This is a genomic window from Micromonospora sp. LHW51205 (assembly GCF_003315815.1).
GTDB classification, from domain to species: domain Bacteria; phylum Actinomycetota; class Actinomycetes; order Mycobacteriales; family Micromonosporaceae; genus Micromonospora; species Micromonospora chalcea.
The window spans coordinates 81,807-104,172 of the sequence record NZ_QMEZ01000006.1 but is presented as its reverse complement, the minus strand read 5'-3'; the positions used below and the strand labels follow the sequence as shown (position 1 = coordinate 104,172).

Genomic DNA, 22,366 nt, shown 5'->3' with positions numbered 1-22,366 from the left:
CTGGGGGCAAAAGAGATCTCCATTACAACCCATCGGAACGAGTGGGCGAGCATCCACCCTCAGGCGGTTGTCGCCCGCGTGTCCGGTTGTGGCCCTGACGTGCGCGAAGACCTCGCCGCCGGTCCCGTCGGCGAGCCCGCCGGTCCCGTTGACGGAACCGGATGATCTAGCGGCCGAGCCAGCGCGGGCCGCGTACCTCCGCGCCGAGCGCGGTCACCCGCTCGCGCAGCTCCCGGTCGGCGGTGACCACCACCCGCCGCCGCTGCGGCGCGGCGGCCACCAGCTCCACCACCGTGTCGTCGCCGGAGCCGGGCGCGGACACCACCTCGACGCCGGGCGCCGAGGTGACGTGCCGGGCCGCGCCCTCCACCACCAGCACCACCTGCACCGGCGGGGGTAGCTCCGGCGGCAGGCCCGCCTCCCCGACGGACGCCAGCGCGTCGCGCAGGCGGGCGGCCGCGCCGGCCCGGTCCCGCCACCAGCCGTCCGGGCGCGAGCCCACCACGTTCGCGCCGTCCACGACCAGCAGCGGTCTGCTCTCCATGCCCTCAGCCTGCCATCCGGTCGCGTTTGTCGCGCCGACCGCCGGGTAGCCACCGCCGACCGTGCCGCGCGTGCCGGGTACCGGTCGTGCCGACCGACTGCGGAGGACGATGATGATGGGACCGGGTGACTTCGGCAACGACCCCTGGGACGAGTTCCTGGCCCGATACTTCGGCCGGGGCGAGGGGGGACGCCGACCGGCGCACCGGGTCGACATCACCCGACTGATGACCGCCGACGCCCGGGAGATGCTCGCCGACGCGGCCCGCCGGGCCGCTCAGAAGCACAGCAACGACCTGGACACCGACCATCTGCTCTGGGCGGCGTTGCAGCGCGAGCCGCTGCGCGACCTGGTACGCCGGGCCGGCGCCGACCCGGACACGCTCGTCAACGCGCTCGGCGGGCGGGGTGAGGGCGCGCCCCGGGGCGAGGTGCCGCCGAACCTGTCGCTGACCCCGGCCGCGAAGCGGGCGCTGCTGGACGCGCACCAGCTCTCCCGCGCGATGGGCGCCAACTACATCGGTCCCGAGCACATCCTGATGGCGCTGCCGCTGAACCCCGAGTCGCCGGCCGGCCGGATGCTCGCCGCCGGCCGGATCCAGCCGGAGTCGTTGCAGGCGGCCAGCGCCGAGCGGGGCGCGGCCGGCACGCCGCGCCCGGACCGCGGCACCCCCACCCTCGACCAGTACGGGCAGGACCTCACCGAGCTGGCCCGGATGGACCAGATCGACCCGGTGATCGGCCGCGCCGACGAGATCGAGCAGGCGGTGGAGATCCTGTCCCGGCGGACCAAGAACAACCCGGTGCTGATCGGCGAGGCCGGTGTCGGCAAGACCGCGATCGTGGAAGGGCTGGCGGAACGGATCTGCGACGGCGACGTGCCGCAGACGCTGATCGGCAAGCGGGTGATCCAGCTCGACCTGTCCGGCCTGGTCGCCGGCACCCGCTACCGGGGCGACTTCGAGGAACGCCTGAAGAAGGTGATCGACGAGATCCGCGCCCACCGCGACGAGCTGATCATCTTCCTGGACGAGATCCACACGCTGGTCGGCGCGGGCGGCGCCGGCAGCGAGGGCGGGATGGACGCGTCGAACATGCTCAAGCCGGCCCTGGCCCGCGGCGAGCTGCGGGTCATCGGCGCGACCACGCTCGACGAGTACCGGCGCAGCATCGAGAAGGACGCCGCGCTGGCCCGCCGGTTCCAGCCGGTGCTGGTGCCCGAGCCGAGCGTGGAGGACACCGTGGCGATCCTGCGCGGGCTGCGCGACCGGTACGAGGCGCACCACCAGGTCCGGTTCACCGACGAGGCGCTGATCGCCGCCGGTGAGCTGTCCGACCGGTACGTCACCGACCGGTTCCTGCCGGACAAGGCGATCGACCTGATCGACCAGGCCGGCGCGCGGGTGCGGCTGCGGACGCGCACTCCCGCCGAGGACGTGCGCGAGCTGGAGCAGCAGCTCGAGGACACGCGCCGGGACAAGGAGCAGGCGGTCTCCGACGAGCAGTACGAGCGGGCCTCCGCGCTGCGCGACCGGGTCGCCGAGCTGGAGGACCAGGTGCGCCGCGCCCGCGGCGACGAGGGACCCAACCACGTGCCCGAGGTGGGGCCGACGGAGATCGCCGAGGTGGTCTCCCGGGCCACCGGCATCCCGGTCACCCAGCTCACCGAGGAGGAACGCGACCGGCTGCTGCGCCTGGAGGGGCACCTGCACGAGAAGATCATCGGCCAGGACGACGCGGTCAGCGCCGTCTCCGAGGCGGTGCGCCGCTCCCGCACCGGGCTGGCCGACCCGAACCGGCCGATGGGCAGCTTCCTGTTCCTCGGCCCGACCGGCGTCGGCAAGACCGAGCTGGCCCGCGCGCTGGCCGAGGCGCTGTTCGGCGAGGCGGACCGGATGGTCCGGGTGGACATGAGCGAGTTCCAGGAGCGGCACACGGTCAGCCGGCTGGTCGGCGCGCCGCCCGGGTACGTCGGCTACGAGGAGGCCGGCCAGCTCACCGAGGCGGTCCGCCGCCGCCCGTACGCGGTGGTGCTGCTGGACGAGATCGAGAAGGCGCACCCGGACGTGTTCAACATCCTGCTCCAGGTGCTCGACGACGGCCGGCTCACCGACAGCCAGGGCCGGACGGTGAACTTCAAGAACACCGTGCTGATCATGACGAGCAACCTCGGCTCGGAGCTGATCACCGGCGCCCAGCGCACCGTCGGCTTCGCCAGCGGCGCGCCCGGCCAGCAGGAGAGCGACGAGCTGCGGGAACGGCTGATGCGCCGGCTCCAGGAGAACTTCCGCCCGGAGTTCCTCAACCGCATCGACGAGGTGATCATCTTCCAGCGGCTGGAGGCCGAGCAGCTGCGCCAGATCACCGGGCTGCTGCTGGAGGAGACCCGCCGCCGCATGCACGCCCAGGACATCCAGGTGGACTTCAGGACCGCCGGCGTGGACTGGCTCGCCGAGCACGGCTACCAGCCGGAGTTCGGCGCCCGCCCGCTGCGCCGGGTGATCCAGCGCGAGGTCGACAACCGGCTGTCCCGGATGCTGCTGGAGAACGAGATATCCCCGGGGCAGAAGGTCATTGTCGACGCCCGCGACGACCAGCTGGTATTCGACGTCACCGCCGGTGAACGCGGGCACGCGGCAGCCACCACGTCTCATCCCCGATGACCGGCGACGGTCCGTTCCCACGGGCCGGACCGCCTCGTCACCGACGGATCGAAAGGGCGGACATGACCGAACCCGAGGAGGTCCCCGACGGCGACATCGGGGCCGGTGAGCCGATCGAGGCGGCCCCGACGGCGAACCCGTCCCGGGTGCGGGTGCCGCCGGAGGGCCTGAAGCAGCACACACCGAACGAGGGCGAGCCGGCATCCGGGCCGCCGTCGGCAGAGGAGGCGTGATGGCACGCGAGGCGCGACTCGACCCCGAGGTCGAGGTGATCTGGGACGACTTCCACGCCGAGGTGAACGTGTCCTCCGAGACGCTGCGGCAGTGGCTGCTGACCCGCGGCTCGGGGGAGGAGGCGTTCGGCCCCGGCCCGGACCTCGACCTGCCCGAACCCGGCCGGCAGATCCTCGCCGTGCTGCGCAAGCGCAAGGTGGACCTCACGCCGGAGGACATCGAGGTGATGCGCGAGGCGATCACCCGGATCCGGGAGCTGACCGCGCAGCGGCCACGCCGGGGCAACGCCGACGACGAGTGGCGGCACGCCCTGCTCGACCTCGGCCACGACGTCCTGATCGAACGCTGAGCCGGTACGCCGGCGCCCGGGCGGGTCACCCACCCGGGCGCCGGCGTCTACTCCGACTCCAGGCTGGGCAGCCGCAGCCCGGCCGCGTCCGCGGCGGCCAGCAGGTCGTCCCGGGCCCGCTCCGCACGGCTGAGCAGGTTGGCGTACTCGGTGACGTCGGCCGGGTCCGGCACCTCCGGCAGCCGCCGCAGGAACGCCTCCACCTCGGCGGCGGCGGTGGTGTGCGCGGTGGCCGCCTGACGCAGCAGCTCCCGCTGGTCGGCGGCCGGATACAGATCAGTCATGTCGCCGGTGTTACCCGGGTTCAGGCGATTCGCACCCCGCCGGTGCCGTTGGGCTGCACGCCGAACTCCGGGTGCGCCAGCAACCAGCCCAGATAGTCGGGATGGTTGGCCAGCGCGTCCGTGTACGCCGCCACCGCCGCCGCCAGCACCGGGTCGGCCACCGCGGCCGCCGGCACGTCCGGGTGCCAGCCGAGCAGCAGCCGCCAGCGCAGCGGCGAACCGGCCAGCCGCCGCGTGACAAGCCCGGCGACCGGCCGGAACGTGGCCTGGCACAACGCCACCGCCTCGCCCGCGTCCACCAGCTCCAGGGCGGCCCGCACGTCCGCCTCGTACACCTTCTTGGGGGTGAAGCCGGCGCGGGCGCACGCGGCGGCGAAGCAGTCGCCGAAGCAGCCGTCGCCCGGCGCGGCCACCCACCGCTCGTGACTCAGGTCGACCAGGTCGATCTCGGCGCGACCGGCCAGCGGGTGGGTCTGCGGCAGCAGCACGCAGATCGGCTCCACCGCCACCTCCCGCCAGCTCAGCCCGAACCCCGCCGACGGCGTCGAGTCGCCGCACACCCCGGTGAGGGCGAAGTCGAGCCGGCCGCCGGCCACCATCTGCGCCAGCTCGTCCACCGACCACGAGGCGTACGTGGTGATCTGCGCGTCCGGCCGCTCGGCGGCGAGCCGGTGCACCAGCCGGCCCATGATCGGGCTGTTCACCCCGCCGAAGCGGTAGCGGCGCAGCGGGTCGCCCGCGCCGGCCATCCGGGCCGCCTCGTCCCGCAGGCCCTTCATCGCCGGCAGCAGCACCCGCGCCCGGTCCAGCACCAGTTCGCCCAGCGCGGTCGGGCGGGCGCCGCGGCGGTCCCGTTCGAACAGCGGCCCGCCCAGCGCCCGTTCGATCCGCTGAAGCTGGGCGGTCAACGCCGGCTGGGCCAGGCCGAGCGCCGAGGCGGCCTTGGTGACGCTCCCCGTCTCCGCGATCGCGCAGACCACACGCAGGTGTCGCAGCTCCAGATCCATACCGTGACGGTAGGACCACGAACCGATACGCGAAAGGGGCGATCGGCTCAGCTCTGGCGGCGGTGTTCCAGGTCACTCAGCCGGGTACGCCGTCCGGAGACCGCGTCGCGCACCTTGTCCAGCACCCCGACCGCCGGCTCGACGATCTTGTTCCAGGGCGGGGTGGCCGGCGTGCCGGGGTGCGGCCGGGTCGGCGCCGCCTCCTCCGCGATCTCCCACCGGTTGCCCAGCCGGATCAGCTCGGCGTCGCTCGCCACCTCCCGCAACGGCGTGACCAGCGCGGCGACGCGGCTGACGTGCCGGCGCACCCGCTCGGCCACGTCGGCGACCGCCGGGTCGTCCGCGCCGGACAGCTCCTTGAGCGCGGTCAGCAGCCCGGCGTCGGCCTCGATCTCCCGCTCCACCAGCTCGACGGCGTCCGGCATGGCGGCCCGCGCCGCCGGGAACAGATACTGCTCCTCGGCCGACAGGTGCCGGGACACCGCGGCGGTCAGCACGTCCAGCACGTCGCGCCGCTCGGCCGCCGTCAGCGCCGCGTCGGTGACCCGGTCGGCCAGCCCCAGCAGCGCCCGGTGCTCGGTGTCCACGAGGTCGGCCACGCTTCGCCCACCCGGCCGGTACGCGTCGTCGGCGGCGGGCGGCAGCGGCGGCAGCGGGACGGTCATGGGGCCCTCCTCGTGACGGCCGGGGTCGATGTCCCGGGCGCCTCCGCCGGTACCCGGCCGGGAGATCCACGAAACCGCGGCGCGCACCGACGGCCGCGACGACCCCGCCTGCTGATATAAGGAAGCGATGACGAGCGACGCCCTCCCCGCCCGGCCCGACGCCACCGACGAGGTCGTGGACCTCTGCCGCGACCTGCTGCGCATCGACACCACGAACACCGGCGACAACGACACCAGCGTGGGGGAGCGGCGCGCCGCCGAGTACGTGGCGGAGAAGCTCGCCGAGGCCGGCGTCGACGCCGAGATCCACGAATCCGCCCCCGGCCGGGCGAACGTGGTCGCCCGCATCCCCGGCACCGAGCCGGGCCGCGACGCGCTGCTCGTGCACGGCCACCTCGACGTCGTGCCCGCCGACCCGGACGAGTGGTCGGTGCACCCGTTCTCCGGCGAGATCCGCGACGGCTACCTGTGGGGCCGCGGCGCGATCGACATGAAGGACTTCGACGCCATGGTCCTCGCCGTGGTCCGCGGCTGGCAGCGCGCCGGCGTCCGCCCCCGGCGCGACATCGTGCTCGCGTTCACCGCCGACGAGGAAGCCGGCAGCGACTACGGCGCGCACTTCCTCACCCAGCGGCACCGCGACCTGTTCGACGGCTGCACCGAGGCGATCGGCGAGGTCGGCGGCTTCTCCTACTCCGTGGACGAGCAGCGCCGGCTCTACCTGATCGAGACCGCGGAGAAGGGCATCGACTGGCTGCGCCTGCACGCCAAGGGCCGGCCCGGCCACGGCTCGATGATGCACGACGACAACGCGGTCACCGCGCTGGCCGAGGCGGTCGCCCGGATCGGCCGGCACCGCTTCCCGGTGGTGATGACCGACACCGTACGCGCCTTCCTGGCCGAGGTGTCCGACGTGCTCGGCATCGAGATCGACCCGGACGACCCGGAGACCGCGATCGCCAAGCTCGGCCCGATCGCCAACATCATCGGCGCGACCATCCGCAACACCGCCAACCCGACCCGGCTGGCCGCCGGCTACAAGGACAACGTCATCCCCGGCCGGGCCACCGCCACCATCGACTGCCGCAGCCTGCCCGGGCAGAGCGAGGAGCTGGAACGGCAGCTGCGCGAGCTGGTCGGGCCGGACATCGCCATCGAGTACGTCCAGCGCCAGCCGGCCCTGGAGACCACGTTCGACGGTGACCTGGTGGCGGGCATGTCGGCCGCGCTGCGCGCCGAGGACCCGGGCGCCCACCCGGTGCCGTACATGCTCTCCGGCGGCACCGACGCCAAGGCGTTCTCCCGGCTCGGCATCCGCTGCTTCGGTTTCGCGCCGCTGCGGCTGCCCGCCGACCTCAATTTCTCCGGCCTGTTCCACGGCATCGACGAGCGGGTTCCGCTGGACGGACTACAGTTCGGCGTGCGGGTTCTGGACCGCTTCCTGCGTACCTGCTGACCGCGCCCACAGCGGCGCCGTCGGCACGGAACCCTCCCCCCATCGCGAAGGGACTGCCACACATGACCGACCAGCACGGTGAGCTGGATGCCGCCCTCGAGCGGGTGATCGACGCCGCTCGCGCCCACCTGGCCGCCGTCCGGGCCGCTCAGGGCCGGATCGACGACGACGCCGTCTGGCAGGCGTACGTCGCGTTGAACAACGCCTCGTTCGCCTACGACGAGCAGCTGCTCGACGCGTTCGGCGAGGTGACGCCCTGGGACGTGGAGTCGATCGACCCGGACGAGGCCGACGAGCGCTTCGGCGCCGTGGAGGGCGGCGAGCCCACCGACCCGCACCCGCGGGTCATCTCGGTGCGGCAGCGGCGCGACTACCGGGTGCCGAGCGTCGCCGCGCTGCTGCGTGCCGCCGAGGCGGCCCGCCGCGACGGCACCCCGGAGGACGACGAGCCGGCCCCGGTGGAGGGCGTCGGCGAGGCGGTGCTGGAGCTGCTGCAGAGCGGCGACGGCTCGCTGTCCGCGCTGGACGTGCCGGAGCTGGAGCCGCTCGACGGCGTGGTCATGGTCAGCGAGGTCGGCACCCCGGTCGACCTGGAGTCGTTCGACGACGACGACCCGGTCGGGCCGTTCCAGCCCGCCGCCGACGACCGGCTGGTCGGCCGGCTCGACGAGCACCCGTTCATGGAGCTCGACGAGGAGCACGACCACGCGCACTAGGCCGTGCGCGTCCCCGGGGCGGCGCCGCGTCGCGCGGCCCCGGGGACGGGCCCGTCAGTACGACAGGCCCGGCTGCGGCTTGTTCACCAGGCGGCGCCGCAGCACCACCTGCCGCGTGCCGTCCCGGTAGAGCCGCACCCGGGCCAGCTCCCAACCGGAGAACTCGGCCTGGATCGCCAGCTGCGCCGCGGCGGTCAGCCGATCGACGTTCGAAGGCAACCGCAGCGGCGCGTATTCGTAGTCCATGCCCCTATGCTGCCCAGGTCGCGGGCCCTCCGCCACCCCCTGACGGTGACCCGGACCGCCCCGGCGCGGCTCATCCGTCGCGCTCCGGGTAGCCCACCGGCACCGCCGACACGTCGTCCAGCGCCGTGACGATCTCCTCCGGCAGCGTCATCCGCTCCACCTGCAACGCGCCGAGCAGCTGCCCGACGGTCCGGGCGCCCAGGATCGGCGCGGTCACGCCCGGCCGGTCCCGCACCCAGGCCAGCGCCACCTCCAGCGGCGACACGCCGAGCCCGCCGGCCGCGATGGCGACCGCCTCCACGATGCTGGAGCAGCGCGGCTCCAGGTAGGTGGCGACGAACCGTTCGAAGTGCGGCGACACCGCCCGCGAGTCGGCCGGGCGGCCGTTGCGGTACTTGCCGGTCAGCACGCCCCGGCCCAGCGGCGACCAGGGCAGCACGCCCAGCCCCATCCCGGCGCAGGCGGGCAGCACCTCCCGCTCCACGCCGCGCTCCAGCAGCGAGTACTCCACCTGCGCGGCGACCACCGGGGCGCGCCCCGGCCAGGCGGCCTGCCAGGCGGCGGCGCGGGCGGTCTGCCAGCCGGAGAAGTTCGACACGCCGACGTAGCGGGCCTTCCCGCTCGACACGGCATGGTCCAGGGCCGAGAGCGTCTCCTCCAGCGGCGTGTCCGGGTCGTACCCGTGCACCTGCCACAGGTCGACGTGGTCGGTGCCCAGCCGGCGCAGCGAGGCGTCGAGCGTGCGCAGCAGGTGCCCGCGCGAGCCGTCCCGGCGGCGGCTGCCCGGCCGCAGCCCCGCCTTGGTGGCGATCAGCAGCTCGTCGCGGTCCACCAGGCTGCCCAGCAGCGAGCCGATCACCGATTCGGCGTCGCCGTCGGCGTACACGTCCGCGGTGTCCACGAGGTTGCCGCCCGCGTCGAGGAAACTCTTCAGCTGGGCGGCCGCGTCGTCGGCGTCGGTGTCGCGTCCCCAGGTCATGGTGCCGAGCGCGAGCCGCGATACCGCCAGCCCGCTTCGGCCGAGCGGTCGCTGTTGCATGCGTGAACCTTATTTCGAACCCGGCGTCACGGATATCCTCGCCGCAGTCAAGTTCCCGCGCGACATCAGACCGGTGTGACATGTTCGGGTGAGCCGGACGTCGAGGGCGCCACGCTCATTGCGTAACCTGATGCGACCTGTGGTGCGGATGGCGGGAGGATCAGTGCGACTCGGGCTCAACCTCGGATACCAAACGGCGTGGAGCACGCCGTTCGACCACCTGGCATTGGCCCAGGAGGCGGACCGGCTCGGCTACTCGGTCGTGTGGGCCGCGGAGGCGTACGGCTCGGACTCGCCGAGCATCCTGTCCTGGATCGCCGGACAGACGGAGCGGATCGACGTGGGGTCGGCGGTCATGCAGATCCCGGCCCGCTCGCCCGCCATGACCGCGATGACCGCGGCGACCATCGACACGATCTCCGGCGGCCGGTTCCGGCTCGGCCTGGGCGTGTCCGGCCCGCAGGTCTCGGAGGGCTGGCACGGCGTGCGGTTCGCCAAGCCGCTGGCCCGCACCCGGGAGTACGTGGACATCGTCAAGCTGGCGGTGGCCCGCAAGGAGGTCGCGTACGACGGCGAGCACTACACGCTGCCGCTGCCGGACGGCCCGGGCAAGGCGCTGCGGCTGGGCTTCCACCCGCCGCGCGAGCACATCCCGATCTACCTGGCCGCCGTCGGCCCGAAGAACCTGGAGCTGGCCGGCGAGATCGCCGACGGCTGGCTGGCCGTCTTCTACTCCCCGGAGTTCGCCGAGGAGCACCTCGCCTCGGTCCGGGCCGGCCGCGCCGCCGCCGGCAAGGAACTGGCCGGCTTCGACGTGGTGCCGTCCGTGCCGGTGGTGGTCGGCGACGACGTCGCCACCTGCGCCGAGCTGGTCCGCTGGTACGCCGCGCTGTACGTCGGCGGCATGGGCAGCCGCAAGCAGAACTTCTACAACCAGCTCGCCACCCGGATGGGCTACGGCGACGCGGCCCGCGAGGTCCAGGACCTCTACCTGGCCAAGCGGCAGCGCGACGCGGCCGCCGCCGTACCGATGGAGTTCATCGACCGCACCTCGCTGCTCGGCCCGAAGGAGCGCATCGCCGAGCGCATGCGGGAGTACGCCGCCGCGGGCGTGACCACGCTGTCGGTGTCGCTGTTCGTGGCCGACCGGGAGAGCGGGGTGCAGACCCTGCGGACCGTCGCCGAGGCGCTGGAGCTGTCCGGAGTCGGGGAGTGACCTGGATCGAGGCCATCGTCCTGGGCCTGGTCCAGGGGCTGACCGAGTTCCTTCCGGTGTCCTCGTCCGGGCACCTGCGGATCACCTCGGAGCTGTTCTTCGGCCGGGACGCGGGCGCGTCGTTCACCGCGGTGACCCAACTCGGCACCGAGGCCGCCGTCCTGATCTACTTCGCCAAGGACATCTGGCGGATCGTCCGCACCTGGTGTCTGGGCCTGTTCGACCGCTCGGTGCGCTCCAGCCTCGACTACCGCATGGGCTGGTACGTCATCGTCGGCACCATCCCGATCGGCATCTTCGGACTGATCTTCAAGGACCAGATCCGCACCGCCGGCCGCAACCTCTGGCTGATCTCCTGCACGCTGATCATCGGCGCGGTACTGCTCGCCTTCGCCGAGTACTGGGGCCGGCAGACCCGTACGCTGGAGAACTTCCGGATGCGCGACGGCGTGGTGATGGGCTTCGCCCAGGCCGCGGCGCTCGTACCAGGCGTGTCCCGCTCCGGCGGCACGCTGACCGCGGGCCTGCTGCTCAACCTGACCCGGGAGACCGCGGCCCGCTACTCGTTCCTGCTGGCCATCCCGGCCGTGGTGATCTCCGGCGTGTTCAGCCTGCCGGACGTCTTCGAGCCGTCCGCGCCCGGCACCGCCGCGCCGAGCGTGGCGCAGATGGTGGTGGCGACGCTGATCGCGTTCGCCGTCGGGTACGCGGCCATCGCCTGGCTGCTGCGCTACGTCGCACACCACACGCTGTACGTCTTCGTGCTCTACCGGGTCGCGCTGGGCAGCCTGGTGATCTGCCTGCTGGCCACCGGCACGATCAGCGCCACCTGACGCTGTCATGCGAAAGGCCGGCACCCCGATGTTCGGGGTGCCGGCCTTTCGCTTGTCTCAGCTGTTCCAGTGCTCGGCGACCAGGTCGGCGGCCTGCTGCTCCCACTGGGCGTAGTGGTCGGGGTACGCGCTGACCTGGACGGTCTGGGCGGCCTTGGTCAGCGGCATGTCGCGCCAGCCGTCGACCTGCTTGAGGCCCTTGAGGAACGCGGTGGTGGAGTACTCGGGGTCGGTGATCTGCTCGACCGTGCCCCAGCCGCTGGAGGGGCGCTGCTGGAACAGGCCCTGCGAGTCGTGGTCGTTACGGTCACCGAGGTGGCCGAGGTTCTCCAGCTTCGACTCCTGCAACGCGGTCGCGATCGACACGACCGCGGCACGCTCGTCCATGCCGGCCTTCTTCGTCGCCGCGATGATCGCCTTCACGTTCTTGGTCTGCTCGTCATCGAGGTCGATGCGAGACTGGGCGCCCTGCACGCCGTGCGGGATCAGCGCGGCGCTGTCGAGCTTCGCGGCCTGGGTGGTGGTGACCGCGGCGTTGCGGGTGGTGGGGGTGCTGGTGTCGTGGTTGAGGGGGCCGGCGGCGAGGCCACCGGCGACGGTCAGACCGGCGATACCGAGGATGCTCTTGCGCAGGATCGTGTTCATGAGGGGGCTCCATTCGGGGGTCGACGCACCCGGGGGCGAGTGCGTGGGCACCGTCAGGCGCTCAAGAAGTCTTCGGGGGGATCCGGCTCGCTGCCCGTGGCTGCGGGGGCCGGAGACATGTCCAACGACCGCCGCCCCGGGATCATTCCGGGGTGCCGGGGGATGCTGCTGCGGTCGTTCACCAGGTATAACGCCCCCGCCCCGCCACCGATTCCGCCACCCGGGTGTCCCCAACCACCCCGAAACCCGACACCCACCCCACCCGCCACCCCGGCTCACCCTCCCGTGACCCCGAAGCGTCGATCATGAGGTTGACGGCACCTCGTGTCCGTTTTGTCACCGCCAACCTCATGATCGTGTGGGAGGTCGGGTCGCCGACGGCAGGGCTGGCCGGAGATCTTGGTACGGAACGGCCCCTACAAGGGCGGGAACGTACCAAGATCTCCGGCGTGCGCCGCTACCTCAGGAGATCTTGGAAGGAAAGGGCTCTCATAGGGGCCCAAATCTTCCAAGATCTCTGGCGGAGTGCCGCGCGAGACGAACGAGCTGCGCAATGCGACGGGCGATCACGATCGACGCGGACGGGATGTGAGGGCGGGGACGGGGTGTGAGGGCGGGAAAGGTCGGCGTCGTGGCGGGACGATCACGGTCGGGGCGTACCGCCTAGGGTGGTCTGCGTGGCGACCCTTCTGCTTCTGCGACACGGCCGGACCACCGCGAACGCCGACGGCGGCCTGGCTGGGCGGCAACCGGTCGAGCTGGACGACACCGGCCGGGCGCAGGCGACGGCGGTGGGCGCACGCCTCGCCGGGCTGCCGCTCGCGGCGGTGGTGACCAGCCCGCTGATCCGCTGCCGGCAGACCCTGGAACTGGCGCTGCCGCACGCCGAGCCCGTGGTGGACGACGGGCTGATCGAGTGCGGGTACGGCGACTGGGAGGGGCAGTCGCTGAAGAAGCTGGCGAAGGAGCCGCTCTGGCCGGTGGTGCAGCAGCACCCGAGCGCCGCCGCGTTCCCGCACGGGGAGTCGATGGCGGCGATGTCCGCGCGCGCGGTGGCGGCGGTACGGGCGTGGGACGCGCGGGTCACCGCCGAGCACGGACCGGAGGCGGTCTGGCTCGCGTGCAGCCACGGTGATGTGATCAAGGCGATCGTGGCGGACGCGCTCGGCGTACACCTTGATCTTTTTCAGCGGATCGTGGCCGACCCGGCGTCGGTGACCGCGATCCGCTACACGCCGCTGCGGCCGTTCCTGGTCCGGCTCAACGACACCGGCGGCGACCTGTCGGCGCTGGTCCCGCCGCCGCGCAAGCGGCGCCGGCGCGCGGCGCGGCCGGCCGAGTCGGACGCGGCGGTCGGCGGGGGCGCGGGCGCGGCCGGATAGCCGGCCCGGCGCGGCGCGTTCGCTCTGGGCGGATTCGGCGTCGGTGGGCTGCGCGGCACTTCCACGCGCCGGATAGGGTCGTGGGTATGACGCACCAGGTGCACGCCTTCGAGCCGCCGGAGCGGTTCGTCGCCGGTACGGTCGGCCCGCCGGGGGAGCGCACGTTCTTCCTCCAGGCGCGCGGCGGCGGCCGGCTGGTCAGCGTGTCGCTGGAGAAGGTCCAGGTGTCGTTGCTCGCCGAGAAGCTCGAGGAGTTGCTCGCCGAGGCGCAGCGCCGCTTCGGCGTGCAGCTGCCGGAGGCCGCGCCGCCGACGGGCGGCGACAACGAGCCGCTCGACACCCCGGTGGACGAGGAGTTCCGCGTCGGCACGCTGGGCCTGGCCTTCGACGTGGACACCGCGACAGTGGTGATCGAGGCGATCGCCGTGGGCGAGGCGGAGGTCGAGGTCGAGCTGGGCGACGCGGACGACGACGCCGACGAGGAACCGGACGAGCCGGACGACGACCTCGACCGGCTCCGGGTCCGGCTGACCCCGGAGGCGACCCGCGAGTTCATCGAGCGGGCCAAGCGCGTCGTCAACGCTGGCCGTCCCCCCTGCCCGCTGTGCGGGCAGCCGCTGGACCCGGCCGGTCACCTCTGCCCCCGGAACAACGGCTATCACCGGTGACGTCGTCGGAACTGCAGCCCCGACAGGACGGCGCCGAGGCGCTGCGGCTGCTCGCCGACGGTGAGCTGACCCTGGAAGGGCGGCTTGTCGACGCCTCCAACGCCACGCTGCGCGCCGTCGTCGCGCTCGGCGACGTCACCGCCCACTGTGTCTACAAGCCGGTACGCGGTGAGCGCCCGCTGTGGGACTTCCCGGACGGCACGCTCGCCGGCCGCGAGGTGGCCGCCTACCTGGTGTCCCGGGCCACCGGCTGGGACCTGGTGCCCCCCACGGTGCTGCGGGACGGCCCGTTCGGCCCCGGCTCCTGCCAGCTCTGGATCGACGAGCCGGACGACGCCGAGCCGCTGGTCGGGTTCGTGCCGGCGGGGGAGATCCCGCCGCGCTGGTTCCCGGTGGCCGCGGCCCGCGACGACGACGGCGCCGCGTACGCGCTGGCGCACGCCGACGACCCCCGCCTGGCCCGGCTCGCCGTGCTCGACGCGGTGATCAACAACGCCGACCGCAAGGGCGGTCACGTGCTCGTCGGCCCGGACGACCGGATCTACGGCGTCGACCACGGCGTGAGCTTCCACGTCGAGGAGAAGCTGCGTACGGTGCTGTGGGGCTGGGCCGGCCGCGAGCTGCCGCCGGACGCGGTGGAGATGCTCGACGGGCTGGCCGGTCAGCTCCGCGGCCCGCTCGGCGACGAACTGGCCGAGCACCTGACGATCGGCGAGACGGCGGCGCTGGCGGCCCGCGCCGAGCGGCTGCGCGGGACCGGCCGGTTCCCGCTGCCTCCCGAGGAGTGGCCGGCGATGCCCTGGCCGCCGATGTGAGCCGCTGTCGCGTTGATCACCCGTAGGGCGGCACCCGAGCGTCTGACGGATCGTTAGGCTGGCGGTCATGGAGTCTTGGGCGGGACACGAGGTGCCGCGGCTGCCCGGCGAGGGCGTGCCGCTGCGGTTGTACGACTCGGCGCGGCAGGGCGCCCATCCCAGCCGGCCCGAGGGCGCGGCCTCGATGTACGTCTGCGGCATCACCCCGTACGACGCCACGCACCTGGGGCACGCCGCCACCATGATCGCGTTCGATCTGGTGCAGCGGATGTGGCGCGACGCCGGCCTCGACGTGCGGTACGTGCAGAACGTCACCGACATCGACGACCCGCTGCTGGAACGCGCCGAGCGCGACGGCGAGGACTGGAAGGTCCTGGCCATGCGGGAGACCGCGCTGTTCCGCGAGGACATGGAGGCGCTGCGGATGATCCCGCCGGCGCACTACGTCGGCGCTGTCGAGTCGATCCCGGAGATCGCCGAGAAGGTGCTGGTGCTGCTCAAGGACGGTGCCGCGTACCGGCTCGACGACGGCACCGGCGACGTCTACTTCGACATCTCCGCCGCCCCGCGCTTCGGCTACGAGTCGAACCTGTCCCGCGAGGAGATGCTCGAACTGTTCGCCGAGCGCGGCGGCGACCCGGAGCGCGCCGGCAAGCGCGACCCGCTCGACCCGCTGCTGTGGCGCGGCGCCCGCGAGGGCGAGCCGTCCTGGCCCGGCGGCGAACTCGGCGCGGGCCGTCCCGGCTGGCACATCGAGTGCACGGTCATCGCGTTGAACCTGCTCGGCGACCGGATCGACGTGCAGGGCGGCGGCAACGACCTGATCTTCCCGCACCACGAGTGCTCCGCCGCGCACGCCGAGCGGCTCACCGGCGAGGCGCCGTTCGCCGACCACTACGTACACGCCGGCATGATCGGCCTGGACGGCGAGAAGATGTCGAAGTCCCAGGGCAACCTGGTCTTCGTGTCCCGGCTGCGGGCCGACAAGGTCGACCCGATGGCGGTGCGGCTGGCGCTGATGAGCGGCCACTACCGCACCGACCGCTCCTGGACCGACGATCTGCTCACCGAGGCTCGGGAGCGGCTGGGCCGCTGGCGGCGGGCCGCCGCCGCGCCGGCCGGGCCGTCGGGGGCGGCGTTGCTGGCCGAGGTACGCGAGCGCCTGGCCGACGATCTGGACACGCCGGGCGCTCTGGCGGCGGCTGACCGCTGGGCCGACGGAGCGTTGAACGGCGTCACGGACGACCCGGAGGCCCCGGCGCTGTTCACCGACACGGTCGACGCGCTCCTGGGCATCGCCCTGTAGCCGTTCCGCCCGGCCGCCCGCGCACCCGTCCCTCGCTCACCCGCCCCCGCCCCCGCGCCGCGCCTCGTCCTCGCGCCGCTCCCGCCTCGCCTCGCCGATCTTGCACTTGCGGCCCGCGTTTTCGCCGTTTCGCCCCAGTTCGCGGGGTCCGAAACCGCAAGATCGCGTCGCTCGGCGGGCGGGTGGAACGTGACGGGTGTCTCGAGGGCGGTTTGACACCCACGGTGTTCCACCCGGCACGACGCGACCCGGGGGGCTCCGCCCGGGCGTGGCCGTTCCGGGAGCATGTGTGCGCCGGCCCCGCCGGCACGCCTCGGCGATCTTGCACTCGCGGCCCCTGGAGCGTCGGAAATGCGCCGTCTGCCGGGGCGGAAAGTGCAAGATCGCCGGGGCGGGGGCAAAGCGGTCAGCCCAGGACCAGGCCGGGGTCGGGGTCCTGGTCGGGAGCCGGGGCGGGGATCCTGTACTCCTCGGTGAGCGTGGTCATCGGGCCGGGCCAGGTCGCCTGCGCGACCTCGATCGGCTTGCGTCGCTCGTCGTACGCCACGTGCAGCAGGTGCAGCACCGGCGTGTCCGGGCGGATCTGGAGGATCTCCGCCTCCTCCCGGCTGGGCTGGCGTGCGCTGATCGTGTCGGTGGCGGTGACGTACCGTCGGCCGGTGACCTCCTCGGCCTCCTGGTAGAGCGGCCGGCCGAACGCCTCGGCCCGCTCCAGTGACGTGCCGGCGGTGTCGGCGGGCAGGAACCAGGACGCGCCGACCTCGACCGGGGAGTCGTCGGTGCGTACCAGGTGCCGGCGGCAGAGCAGTTCGGTGCCGTCGGCGACGCCGAACGCGTCGGCCACCTCGGCCGGGGCGGGGGAGCGGCCGACCGAGACGAGTTGCTGGCGGTACCGGGCGGCCAGGTCGGTGTGGTAGCCGCGGAAGCCGCCGTACCGGCCCCGGGACAGGCGGTTGAGGCGGCGCCGGGTGCCCCGGACGTACGTACCGGAGCCGGGTTTGGTGATCAGGATGCCCTCGACCCGCAGCTGGTCGACGGCGCGTTGCACGGTCTGCTTGGCGACGCCGAACATCTCGGCGATGGCCGGGATGGACGGCAGCCGCTCGCCGGGACCCCAGTCGCCGCGGCGCACCTGGGCCTTGAGCTGCGCGGCGATCTGCCGGTGCGGGAACTCGGCCGCGCCGGGGTTGATCTGCATCCGGGCCTCCTCAGAACAGCTAGGTTCCTAGGATGCCCTAGAGGGTGTGACCGCGCCACCCCGGACACGCAGAAGCCGGGCCCCGGCAAGGGGACCCGGCTTCGACGGAAAACGGCTACCAGGAACCCGCTGTCGGCCCGGCGGAACCGCCGCGGCGACGCAGGTACTTCTCGAACTCCTGGGCGATCTCGTCCCCGGTCAACGGGGTGATGCCGGCGTCGCCGACCCGTTCCTCCAGCTCACGCACGTACTCGCCGAGTTCCGCGTCCTGCTCGGCGGCGCTGCGCACCCGCTGCTCCCACTCGGCGGCCTCCTCGGCCAGGTCGGCCATCGGCACCGGCAGGTCGAGCACCTCCTCGACCCGGTGCAGCAGCGCCAGCGTGGCCTTCGGGCAGGGCGGGTTGTTGGCGTAGTGCGGCACGTGCACCCAGAACGACACCGCGTCGACCTCGGCGCGGGTGCAGGCGTCGTGCAGCACGCCGACGATGCCGGTCGGCCCGTCGTACCGGGTGGGGGTGAGCTGGTAGCGCTTGGCGGCGTCGGCGTCCGACGCGCTGCCGCTGATCGGCAGCGGCCGGGTGTACGGCACGTCGGCCAGCAGCGCGCCGAGCAGCACCACCCGCTCGACCTCCAGGCTGTGGCAGATCTCCAGCACCTGCTCGCAGAACGTCCGCCAGCGCATGCTCGGCTCGATGCCCCGGATCAGCACCACGTCCCGCTCGGTGCCCTCCGGGCTGGCCACCATGAACCGCGTGGTGGGCCACTCGACGCGTCGGGTCTCCCCGTCGGCCATGGTGATCGTCGGACGGCTGACCTGGAAGTCGTAGAAGTCCTCCGGGTCCAGCTCGGTCACCTGCCGGGCCTGCCAGACCTGCTCCAGGTGTTCCACGGCGGCGGTGGAGGCGTCGGCGGCGTCGTTCCAGCCCTCGAAGGCCGCGATGGCGACCGGCGAGCGCAGTACCGGCAGCCCGTCGAACTCGGTCACGCCGTCACCTCACCCTGCTCGTCGGGCGCGGCGTCGCCCCGTCGCACTGTCGCACCCCTGTTGTCCTTCACGTCCGCCAGCCTACGTGCCGCCGACGGGGCCGGCCCGTCGGCCGCGCCGGTCGCCGAGGGTGACCACCCGGGCGAACCGGCGCAAAGGCGTACGCCGGTCGGCCGGGCAGTATGTGGGAAGGCCCGGTTCGGGTGAGTCTGGCGTACTCGGGCGCACTAACCTGGGCCATGTGCCTATTTCGTTGCGTGACCTGCTGGCCGATCGGATCCTGATCGCGGACGGCGCGATGGGGACGATGCTCCAGGCCGCCGATCTCACCCTTGACGACTTCGACGGCCTCGAAGGCTGCAACGAGATCCTCAACGTGACCCGGCCGGACGTGGTCCGCGGCGTGCACGACGCCTATCTGGCCGCCGGCGCGGACTGCGTGGAGACCAACACGTTCGGCGCGAACCTGCCCAACCTCGCCGAGTACGGCATCCCCGGCCGCATCCGGGAGCTGTCCGAGGCGGGCGCGCGGATCGCGCGGGAGGCCGCCGACGAGTACGCGACGCCGGAGCACCCCCGGTTCGTGCTCGGCTCGATGGGTCCGGGCACCAAGCTGCCCACGCTCGGGCACGCGAGCTACGCCTCGCTGCGTGACGCGTACCAGGAGAACGCCGCCGGTCTGATCGCCGGCGGGGCGGACGCGCTGATCATCGAGACCTGCCAGGACCTGCTCCAGGTCAAGGCGGCGGTGGTCGGGTCGAAGCGGGCCCGTGCCGAGGCGGGCCGGGACGTGCCGATCATCTGTCAGGTGGCGGTGGAGACCACCGGCACGATGCTGCTGGGCAGCGAGATCGGCGCCGCGCTGACCGCGATCGAGCCGCTCGGCGTCGACCTGATCGGGCTGAACTGCTCGACCGGCCCGGCGGAGATGGGCGAGCACCTGCGCTACCTGGCGCAGCACTCGCGTATCCCGATCTCGGTGATGCCGAACGCGGGCCTGCCGGTGCTCACGGCCGACGGAGCGTACTTCCCGCTCAGCCCGGACGAGCTGGCCGACGCGCTGGAGCGGTTCGTCACCGACTACGGCGTGGGCCTGATCGGCGGCTGCTGCGGCACCACCCCGGAGCACATCCGGGTGCTGGTGGAGCGCCTCGGCGGGCGGGCGCCGGTGGCGCGGGAGCCGAAGCCGGAGGCCGGCGTCTCCTCGATCTACCACCACGTGCCGTTCGCCCAGGACGCCAGCATCCTGATGGTGGGGGAGCGGACCAACGCCAACGGCTCGAAGGCGTTCCGCGAGTCCATGCTCGCCGGGGACTGGCAGGCCTGCGTGGAGGTCGCCCGCAGCCAGGCCCGGGACGGCTCGCACCTGCTCGACCTCTGCGTCGACTACGTGGGCCGCGACGGCACGCAGGACATGCGGGAGCTGGCCGGGCGGTTCGCCACCGCGTCGACGCTGCCGATCGTGCTGGACTCCACCGAACCGGCGGTGATCGAGGCCGGCCTGGAGATGCTCGGCGGCCGGTGCGTGGTCAACTCGGTCAACTTCGAGGACGGCGACGGCCCCGACTCCCGCTACGCGCGGGTCATGCCGGTGGTCAAGGAGCACGGCGCCGCCGTCGTGGCGCTGCTCATCGACGAGGAGGGCCAGGCCCGCACCCGCGAGTGGAAGGTACGGGTGGCCTCCCGGCTGATCGACGACCTGACCGGCCGGTGGGGGATGCGTCGGGAGGACATCCTCATCGACGCGCTGACGTTCCCGATCGCCACCGGGCAGGAGGAGACCCGCCGCGACGGCATCGAGACGATCGAGGCGATCCGGGAGATCGCGGCCCGTTATCCGGGCGTCAACTTCACCGCCGGCATCTCCAACGTCTCGTTCGGCCTCAACCCGGCGGCCCGGCAGGTGCTCAACTCGGTGTTCCTGCACGAGTGCGCCCAGGCCGGGCTGACCTCGGCGATCGTGCACGCCAGCAAGATCCTGCCGATGTCGCGGATCCCGGACGAGCAGCGCGAGGTGGCGCTCGACCTGGTGTACGACCGGCGCCGCGAGGGCTACGACCCGGTGCAGCGGTTCATCGAGGCGTTCGAGGGCGTGGACGCGGCGTCGGCGCGCGCCACCCGGGCCGAGGAACTGGCTGCGCTGCCGCTGGACGAGCGGCTCAAGCGGCGGATCATCGACGGTGAGCGCAACGGCCTGGAGGCCGACCTGGACACGGCGATGGCGCAGGGGCGTACGCCGCTGTCCATCATCAACGACCTGCTGCTGGACGGCATGAAGGTGGTCGGCGAGCTGTTCGGCTCCGGCCAGATGCAGTTGCCGTTCGTGCTCCAGTCCGCCGAGGTGATGAAGACCGCGGTGGCGTACCTGGAGCCGCACATGGAGAAGACCGACGACGACGGCAAGGGCCGGATCGTGCTCGCCACCGTCAAGGGCGACGTGCACGACATCGGCAAGAACCTGGTCGACATCATCCTGTCCAACAACGGCTACGACGTGGTCAACATCGGCATCAAGCAGCCGATCAACGCGATCCTCGACGCGGCCGAGGAACACCGCGCCGACGCGATCGGCATGTCCGGCCTGCTGGTCAAGAGCACAGTCATCATGAAGGAGAAGCTGGCCGAGATGGCCTCCCGCGGCGTGGCCGAGCGCTGGCCGGTGCTGCTCGGCGGCGCGGCGCTGACCCGCGCGTACGTGGAGGACGACCTGCGGTCGATCTACCCGGGTCAGGTGCACTACGCCCGCGACGCGTTCGAAGGGCTGTCCCTGATGGACCGGGTGATGGCGGCCAAGCGCGGCGGCGCGCCGGTGATCGACCCGGAGCGCGAGGCGGCGCTGGCGGCCCGCCGGGAACGCCGCGAGCGGCAGCGGGCGCAGGTGCGCGAGGCACTGCCCGAACTGGACGACGCCTCGGTGCGCTCCGACGTGGCGGTGGACGTGGCGGTGCCGAAGCCGCCGTTCTTCGGCACCCGCGTGGTCAAGGGCGTGCCGCTGGCCGACTACGCGGCGCTGCTGGACGAGCGGGCCACGTTCCTGGGCCAGTGGGGACTGCGCGGCGCACGCGGCGGCAAGGGCCCGTCGTACGAGGAACTGGTCGACACCGAGGGCCGGCCCCGGCTGCGGTACTGGCTGGACCGCCTGATCTCCGACCAGGTGCTGGAGGCGGCCGTGGTGTACGGCTACTTCCCGGCGTACTCCGAGGGCAACGACCTGGTGGTGTTGGACGAGAACGGGCACAGCGAGCGGGCCCGGTTCTCCTTTCCCCGGCAGCGGCAGGAGCGGCGGCTGTGCCTGGCCGACTTCTTCCGGCCCAAGGGCGACCAGCTCGACGTGGTGGCGTTGCAGCTGGTCACCGTCGGGCAGCCGATCAGCGAGTACACGGCGAAGATGTTCGCCGGCAACGAGTACCGCGACTACCTGGAGGTGCACGGCCTGTCGGTGCAGCTCACCGAGGCACTGGCCGAGTACTGGCACCGGCGGATCCGCGCCGAACTGGTGCTGCCCGGCGGCGGCACCGTGGCCGACGACGACCCGGCCGACCTGGCGGGTCTGCTGCGCACCGACTACCGGGGCTGCCGGTACGCGTTCGGTTACCCGGCCTGCCCGGACCTGGAGGACCGGGCGAAGATCGTGGAGCTGCTGGGGGCCGAGCGGATCGGGGTGCAGTTGTCGGAGGAGTTCCAGTTGGTGCCGGAGCAGGCCACCGACGCGATCGTGGTGCACCACCCGGAGGCGAACTACTTCAACGCCAAGTGACGCCGTCACCCTTCCTGAGCTGCGCAAACACTCTTCCGGCACCCGGCTGGGCCGTCGCCAGGCCGTCGGGGTCGGTCGGGCCGTGCCCGAAGGCGGCGTCGATCGCCCGGCGGGTGCGGTCCTCGCTGCTCGGCAGGAGGTGGGTGTAGACGCGCAGCGTGGTGCTCGGAGGCTTACCCCGGACTACCCTCATCGGCGTGCCCGTTGATGATCTTCCGTTGCCGGCCCGGCTGCACGATCCGGAGGAGGCGACTGCGGCACCAACCACGCCCTGCACACCATCGCCCTCTACCGCCTGCGCTACGACCCACGCACTCACGCCTACCAGCAATGACGCATCACCGAAGGCCTCAACAAGC

At 72.8% G+C, this 22,366-nt stretch carries 21 protein-coding genes; 12 read left to right on the top strand and 9 right to left on the bottom strand.

What is annotated here, in order from left to right; translation table 11 throughout:
* Positions 1-166: 166 nt before the first annotated feature.
* Positions 167-544, bottom strand: coding sequence for a hypothetical protein (locus tag DQE82_RS22420; RefSeq protein WP_043324447.1), 378 nt, complete (start codon positions 542-544; stop codon positions 167-169).
* Positions 545-656: 112 nt separating this feature from the next.
* On the opposite strand from DQE82_RS22420, the gene DQE82_RS22415 reads away from it, so the two are divergent.
* The 3 genes from DQE82_RS22415 (at position 657) to DQE82_RS22410 (ending at position 3,789) form a co-directional block, all read left to right on the top strand.
* On the top strand, positions 657-3,206 hold the full coding sequence (locus DQE82_RS22415; RefSeq protein ID WP_064446117.1) for an ATP-dependent Clp protease ATP-binding subunit: 2,550 nt from the start codon (positions 657-659) through the stop codon (positions 3,204-3,206).
* Positions 3,207-3,268: 62 nt separating this feature from the next.
* Positions 3,269-3,439: a hypothetical protein gene (locus DQE82_RS30870; RefSeq protein ID WP_199496081.1), complete on the top strand. Its 171-nt coding sequence runs from the start codon at positions 3,269-3,271 to the stop codon at positions 3,437-3,439.
* On the top strand, positions 3,439-3,789 hold the full coding sequence (locus DQE82_RS22410) for a DUF3140 domain-containing protein (protein ID WP_043324444.1): 351 nt from the start codon (positions 3,439-3,441) through the stop codon (positions 3,787-3,789). Before DQE82_RS30870 ends, DQE82_RS22410 begins: the two co-directional genes overlap by 1 nt.
* Before the next feature lie 47 nt (positions 3,790-3,836).
* On the opposite strand, the gene DQE82_RS22405 is transcribed toward DQE82_RS22410, so the two are convergent.
* The 3 genes from DQE82_RS22405 to DQE82_RS22395 are packed head-to-tail and all read right to left on the bottom strand — an operon-like array spanning position 3,837 to position 5,745.
* Positions 3,837-4,073 (bottom strand): hypothetical protein, encoded by a 237-nt coding sequence (locus DQE82_RS22405; protein WP_043324442.1) that lies wholly within the window; start codon positions 4,071-4,073, stop codon positions 3,837-3,839.
* A 20-nt stretch (positions 4,074-4,093) separates the two neighbouring features.
* Positions 4,094-5,080 (bottom strand): LysR family transcriptional regulator, encoded by a 987-nt coding sequence (locus tag DQE82_RS22400; RefSeq protein ID WP_043324440.1) that lies wholly within the window; start codon positions 5,078-5,080, stop codon positions 4,094-4,096.
* Between the two features lie 47 nt (positions 5,081-5,127).
* Positions 5,128-5,745, bottom strand: coding sequence for a hemerythrin domain-containing protein (locus DQE82_RS22395; RefSeq protein ID WP_030504010.1), 618 nt, complete (start codon positions 5,743-5,745; stop codon positions 5,128-5,130).
* A 127-nt stretch (positions 5,746-5,872) separates the two neighbouring features.
* Between DQE82_RS22395 and DQE82_RS22390 the strand changes: the two genes are divergently transcribed.
* Together DQE82_RS22390 and DQE82_RS22385 are read left to right on the top strand one after the other, a co-directional pair.
* Positions 5,873-7,201 carry a M20/M25/M40 family metallo-hydrolase gene (locus tag DQE82_RS22390; RefSeq protein ID WP_043324436.1) on the top strand — a complete coding sequence of 443 codons (1,329 nt, stop codon included), beginning with the start codon at positions 5,873-5,875 and terminating at the stop codon, positions 7,199-7,201.
* Between the two features lie 62 nt (positions 7,202-7,263).
* Positions 7,264-7,917 (top strand): hypothetical protein, encoded by a 654-nt coding sequence (locus tag DQE82_RS22385; RefSeq protein WP_030504008.1) that lies wholly within the window; start codon positions 7,264-7,266, stop codon positions 7,915-7,917.
* A gap of 54 nt (positions 7,918-7,971) precedes the next feature.
* On the opposite strand, the gene DQE82_RS22380 is transcribed toward DQE82_RS22385, so the two are convergent.
* Positions 7,972-8,163 (bottom strand): DUF5703 family protein, encoded by a 192-nt coding sequence (locus DQE82_RS22380; RefSeq protein WP_043324435.1) that lies wholly within the window; start codon positions 8,161-8,163, stop codon positions 7,972-7,974.
* A gap of 70 nt (positions 8,164-8,233) precedes the next feature.
* Positions 8,234-9,202, bottom strand: coding sequence for an aldo/keto reductase (locus tag DQE82_RS22375; RefSeq protein ID WP_030504007.1), 969 nt, complete (start codon positions 9,200-9,202; stop codon positions 8,234-8,236).
* 163 nt (positions 9,203-9,365) lie between these two features.
* Here DQE82_RS22375 and DQE82_RS22370 point away from each other — a divergent pair, with 163 nt between their 5' ends.
* Both DQE82_RS22370 and DQE82_RS22365 read left to right on the top strand, forming a co-directional pair.
* Positions 9,366-10,418, top strand: coding sequence for an LLM class F420-dependent oxidoreductase (locus tag DQE82_RS22370; RefSeq protein ID WP_043324433.1), 1,053 nt, complete (start codon positions 9,366-9,368; stop codon positions 10,416-10,418).
* Positions 10,415-11,251 (top strand): undecaprenyl-diphosphate phosphatase, encoded by an 837-nt coding sequence (locus DQE82_RS22365; protein WP_043324430.1) that lies wholly within the window; start codon positions 10,415-10,417, stop codon positions 11,249-11,251. Before DQE82_RS22370 ends, DQE82_RS22365 begins: the two co-directional genes overlap by 4 nt.
* A gap of 57 nt (positions 11,252-11,308) precedes the next feature.
* Here DQE82_RS22365 and DQE82_RS22360 read toward each other — a convergent pair whose 3' ends face one another.
* Complete coding sequence (locus tag DQE82_RS22360) at positions 11,309-11,896, bottom strand: hypothetical protein (RefSeq protein ID WP_113973725.1); 588 nt, start codon at positions 11,894-11,896, stop codon at positions 11,309-11,311.
* A gap of 668 nt (positions 11,897-12,564) precedes the next feature.
* On the opposite strand from DQE82_RS22360, the gene DQE82_RS22355 reads away from it, so the two are divergent.
* From DQE82_RS22355 to mshC, 4 genes are all read left to right on the top strand, one after another.
* Entirely contained in the window at positions 12,565-13,278 is a 714-nt protein-coding gene (locus DQE82_RS22355) for an MSMEG_4193 family putative phosphomutase (protein ID WP_113973723.1), read from the top strand.
* An 86-nt stretch (positions 13,279-13,364) separates the two neighbouring features.
* Positions 13,365-13,946, top strand: a complete 582-nt coding sequence (locus DQE82_RS22350) for a DUF3090 domain-containing protein (protein ID WP_043324423.1) — start codon at positions 13,365-13,367, stop codon at positions 13,944-13,946.
* Entirely contained in the window at positions 13,943-14,761 is an 819-nt protein-coding gene (locus tag DQE82_RS22345; RefSeq protein ID WP_113973721.1) for an SCO1664 family protein, read from the top strand. Before DQE82_RS22350 ends, DQE82_RS22345 begins: the two co-directional genes overlap by 4 nt.
* 67 nt (positions 14,762-14,828) lie before the next feature.
* A complete protein-coding gene (mshC, locus tag DQE82_RS22340) occupies positions 14,829-16,067 on the top strand; it encodes a cysteine--1-D-myo-inosityl 2-amino-2-deoxy-alpha-D-glucopyranoside ligase (protein WP_113973719.1) in 1,239 nt (412 codons plus the stop codon).
* Positions 16,068-16,473: 406 nt separating this feature from the next.
* Here the strand turns inward: mshC and DQE82_RS22335 are convergent, their stop codons facing one another.
* Together DQE82_RS22335 and DQE82_RS22330 are read right to left on the bottom strand one after the other, a co-directional pair.
* Positions 16,474-17,265 carry a GntR family transcriptional regulator gene (locus DQE82_RS22335; RefSeq protein ID WP_064446114.1) on the bottom strand — a complete coding sequence of 264 codons (792 nt, stop codon included), beginning with the start codon at positions 17,263-17,265 and terminating at the stop codon, positions 16,474-16,476.
* A 115-nt stretch (positions 17,266-17,380) separates the two neighbouring features.
* On the bottom strand, positions 17,381-18,250 hold the full coding sequence (locus tag DQE82_RS22330) for a PAC2 family protein (protein WP_030504102.1): 870 nt from the start codon (positions 18,248-18,250) through the stop codon (positions 17,381-17,383).
* A gap of 241 nt (positions 18,251-18,491) precedes the next feature.
* Here DQE82_RS22330 and metH point away from each other — a divergent pair, with 241 nt between their 5' ends.
* Entirely contained in the window at positions 18,492-22,007 is a 3,516-nt protein-coding gene (gene metH / locus DQE82_RS22325) for a methionine synthase (protein WP_199496080.1), read from the top strand.
* The last annotated feature ends 359 nt before the right edge of the window (positions 22,008-22,366 follow it).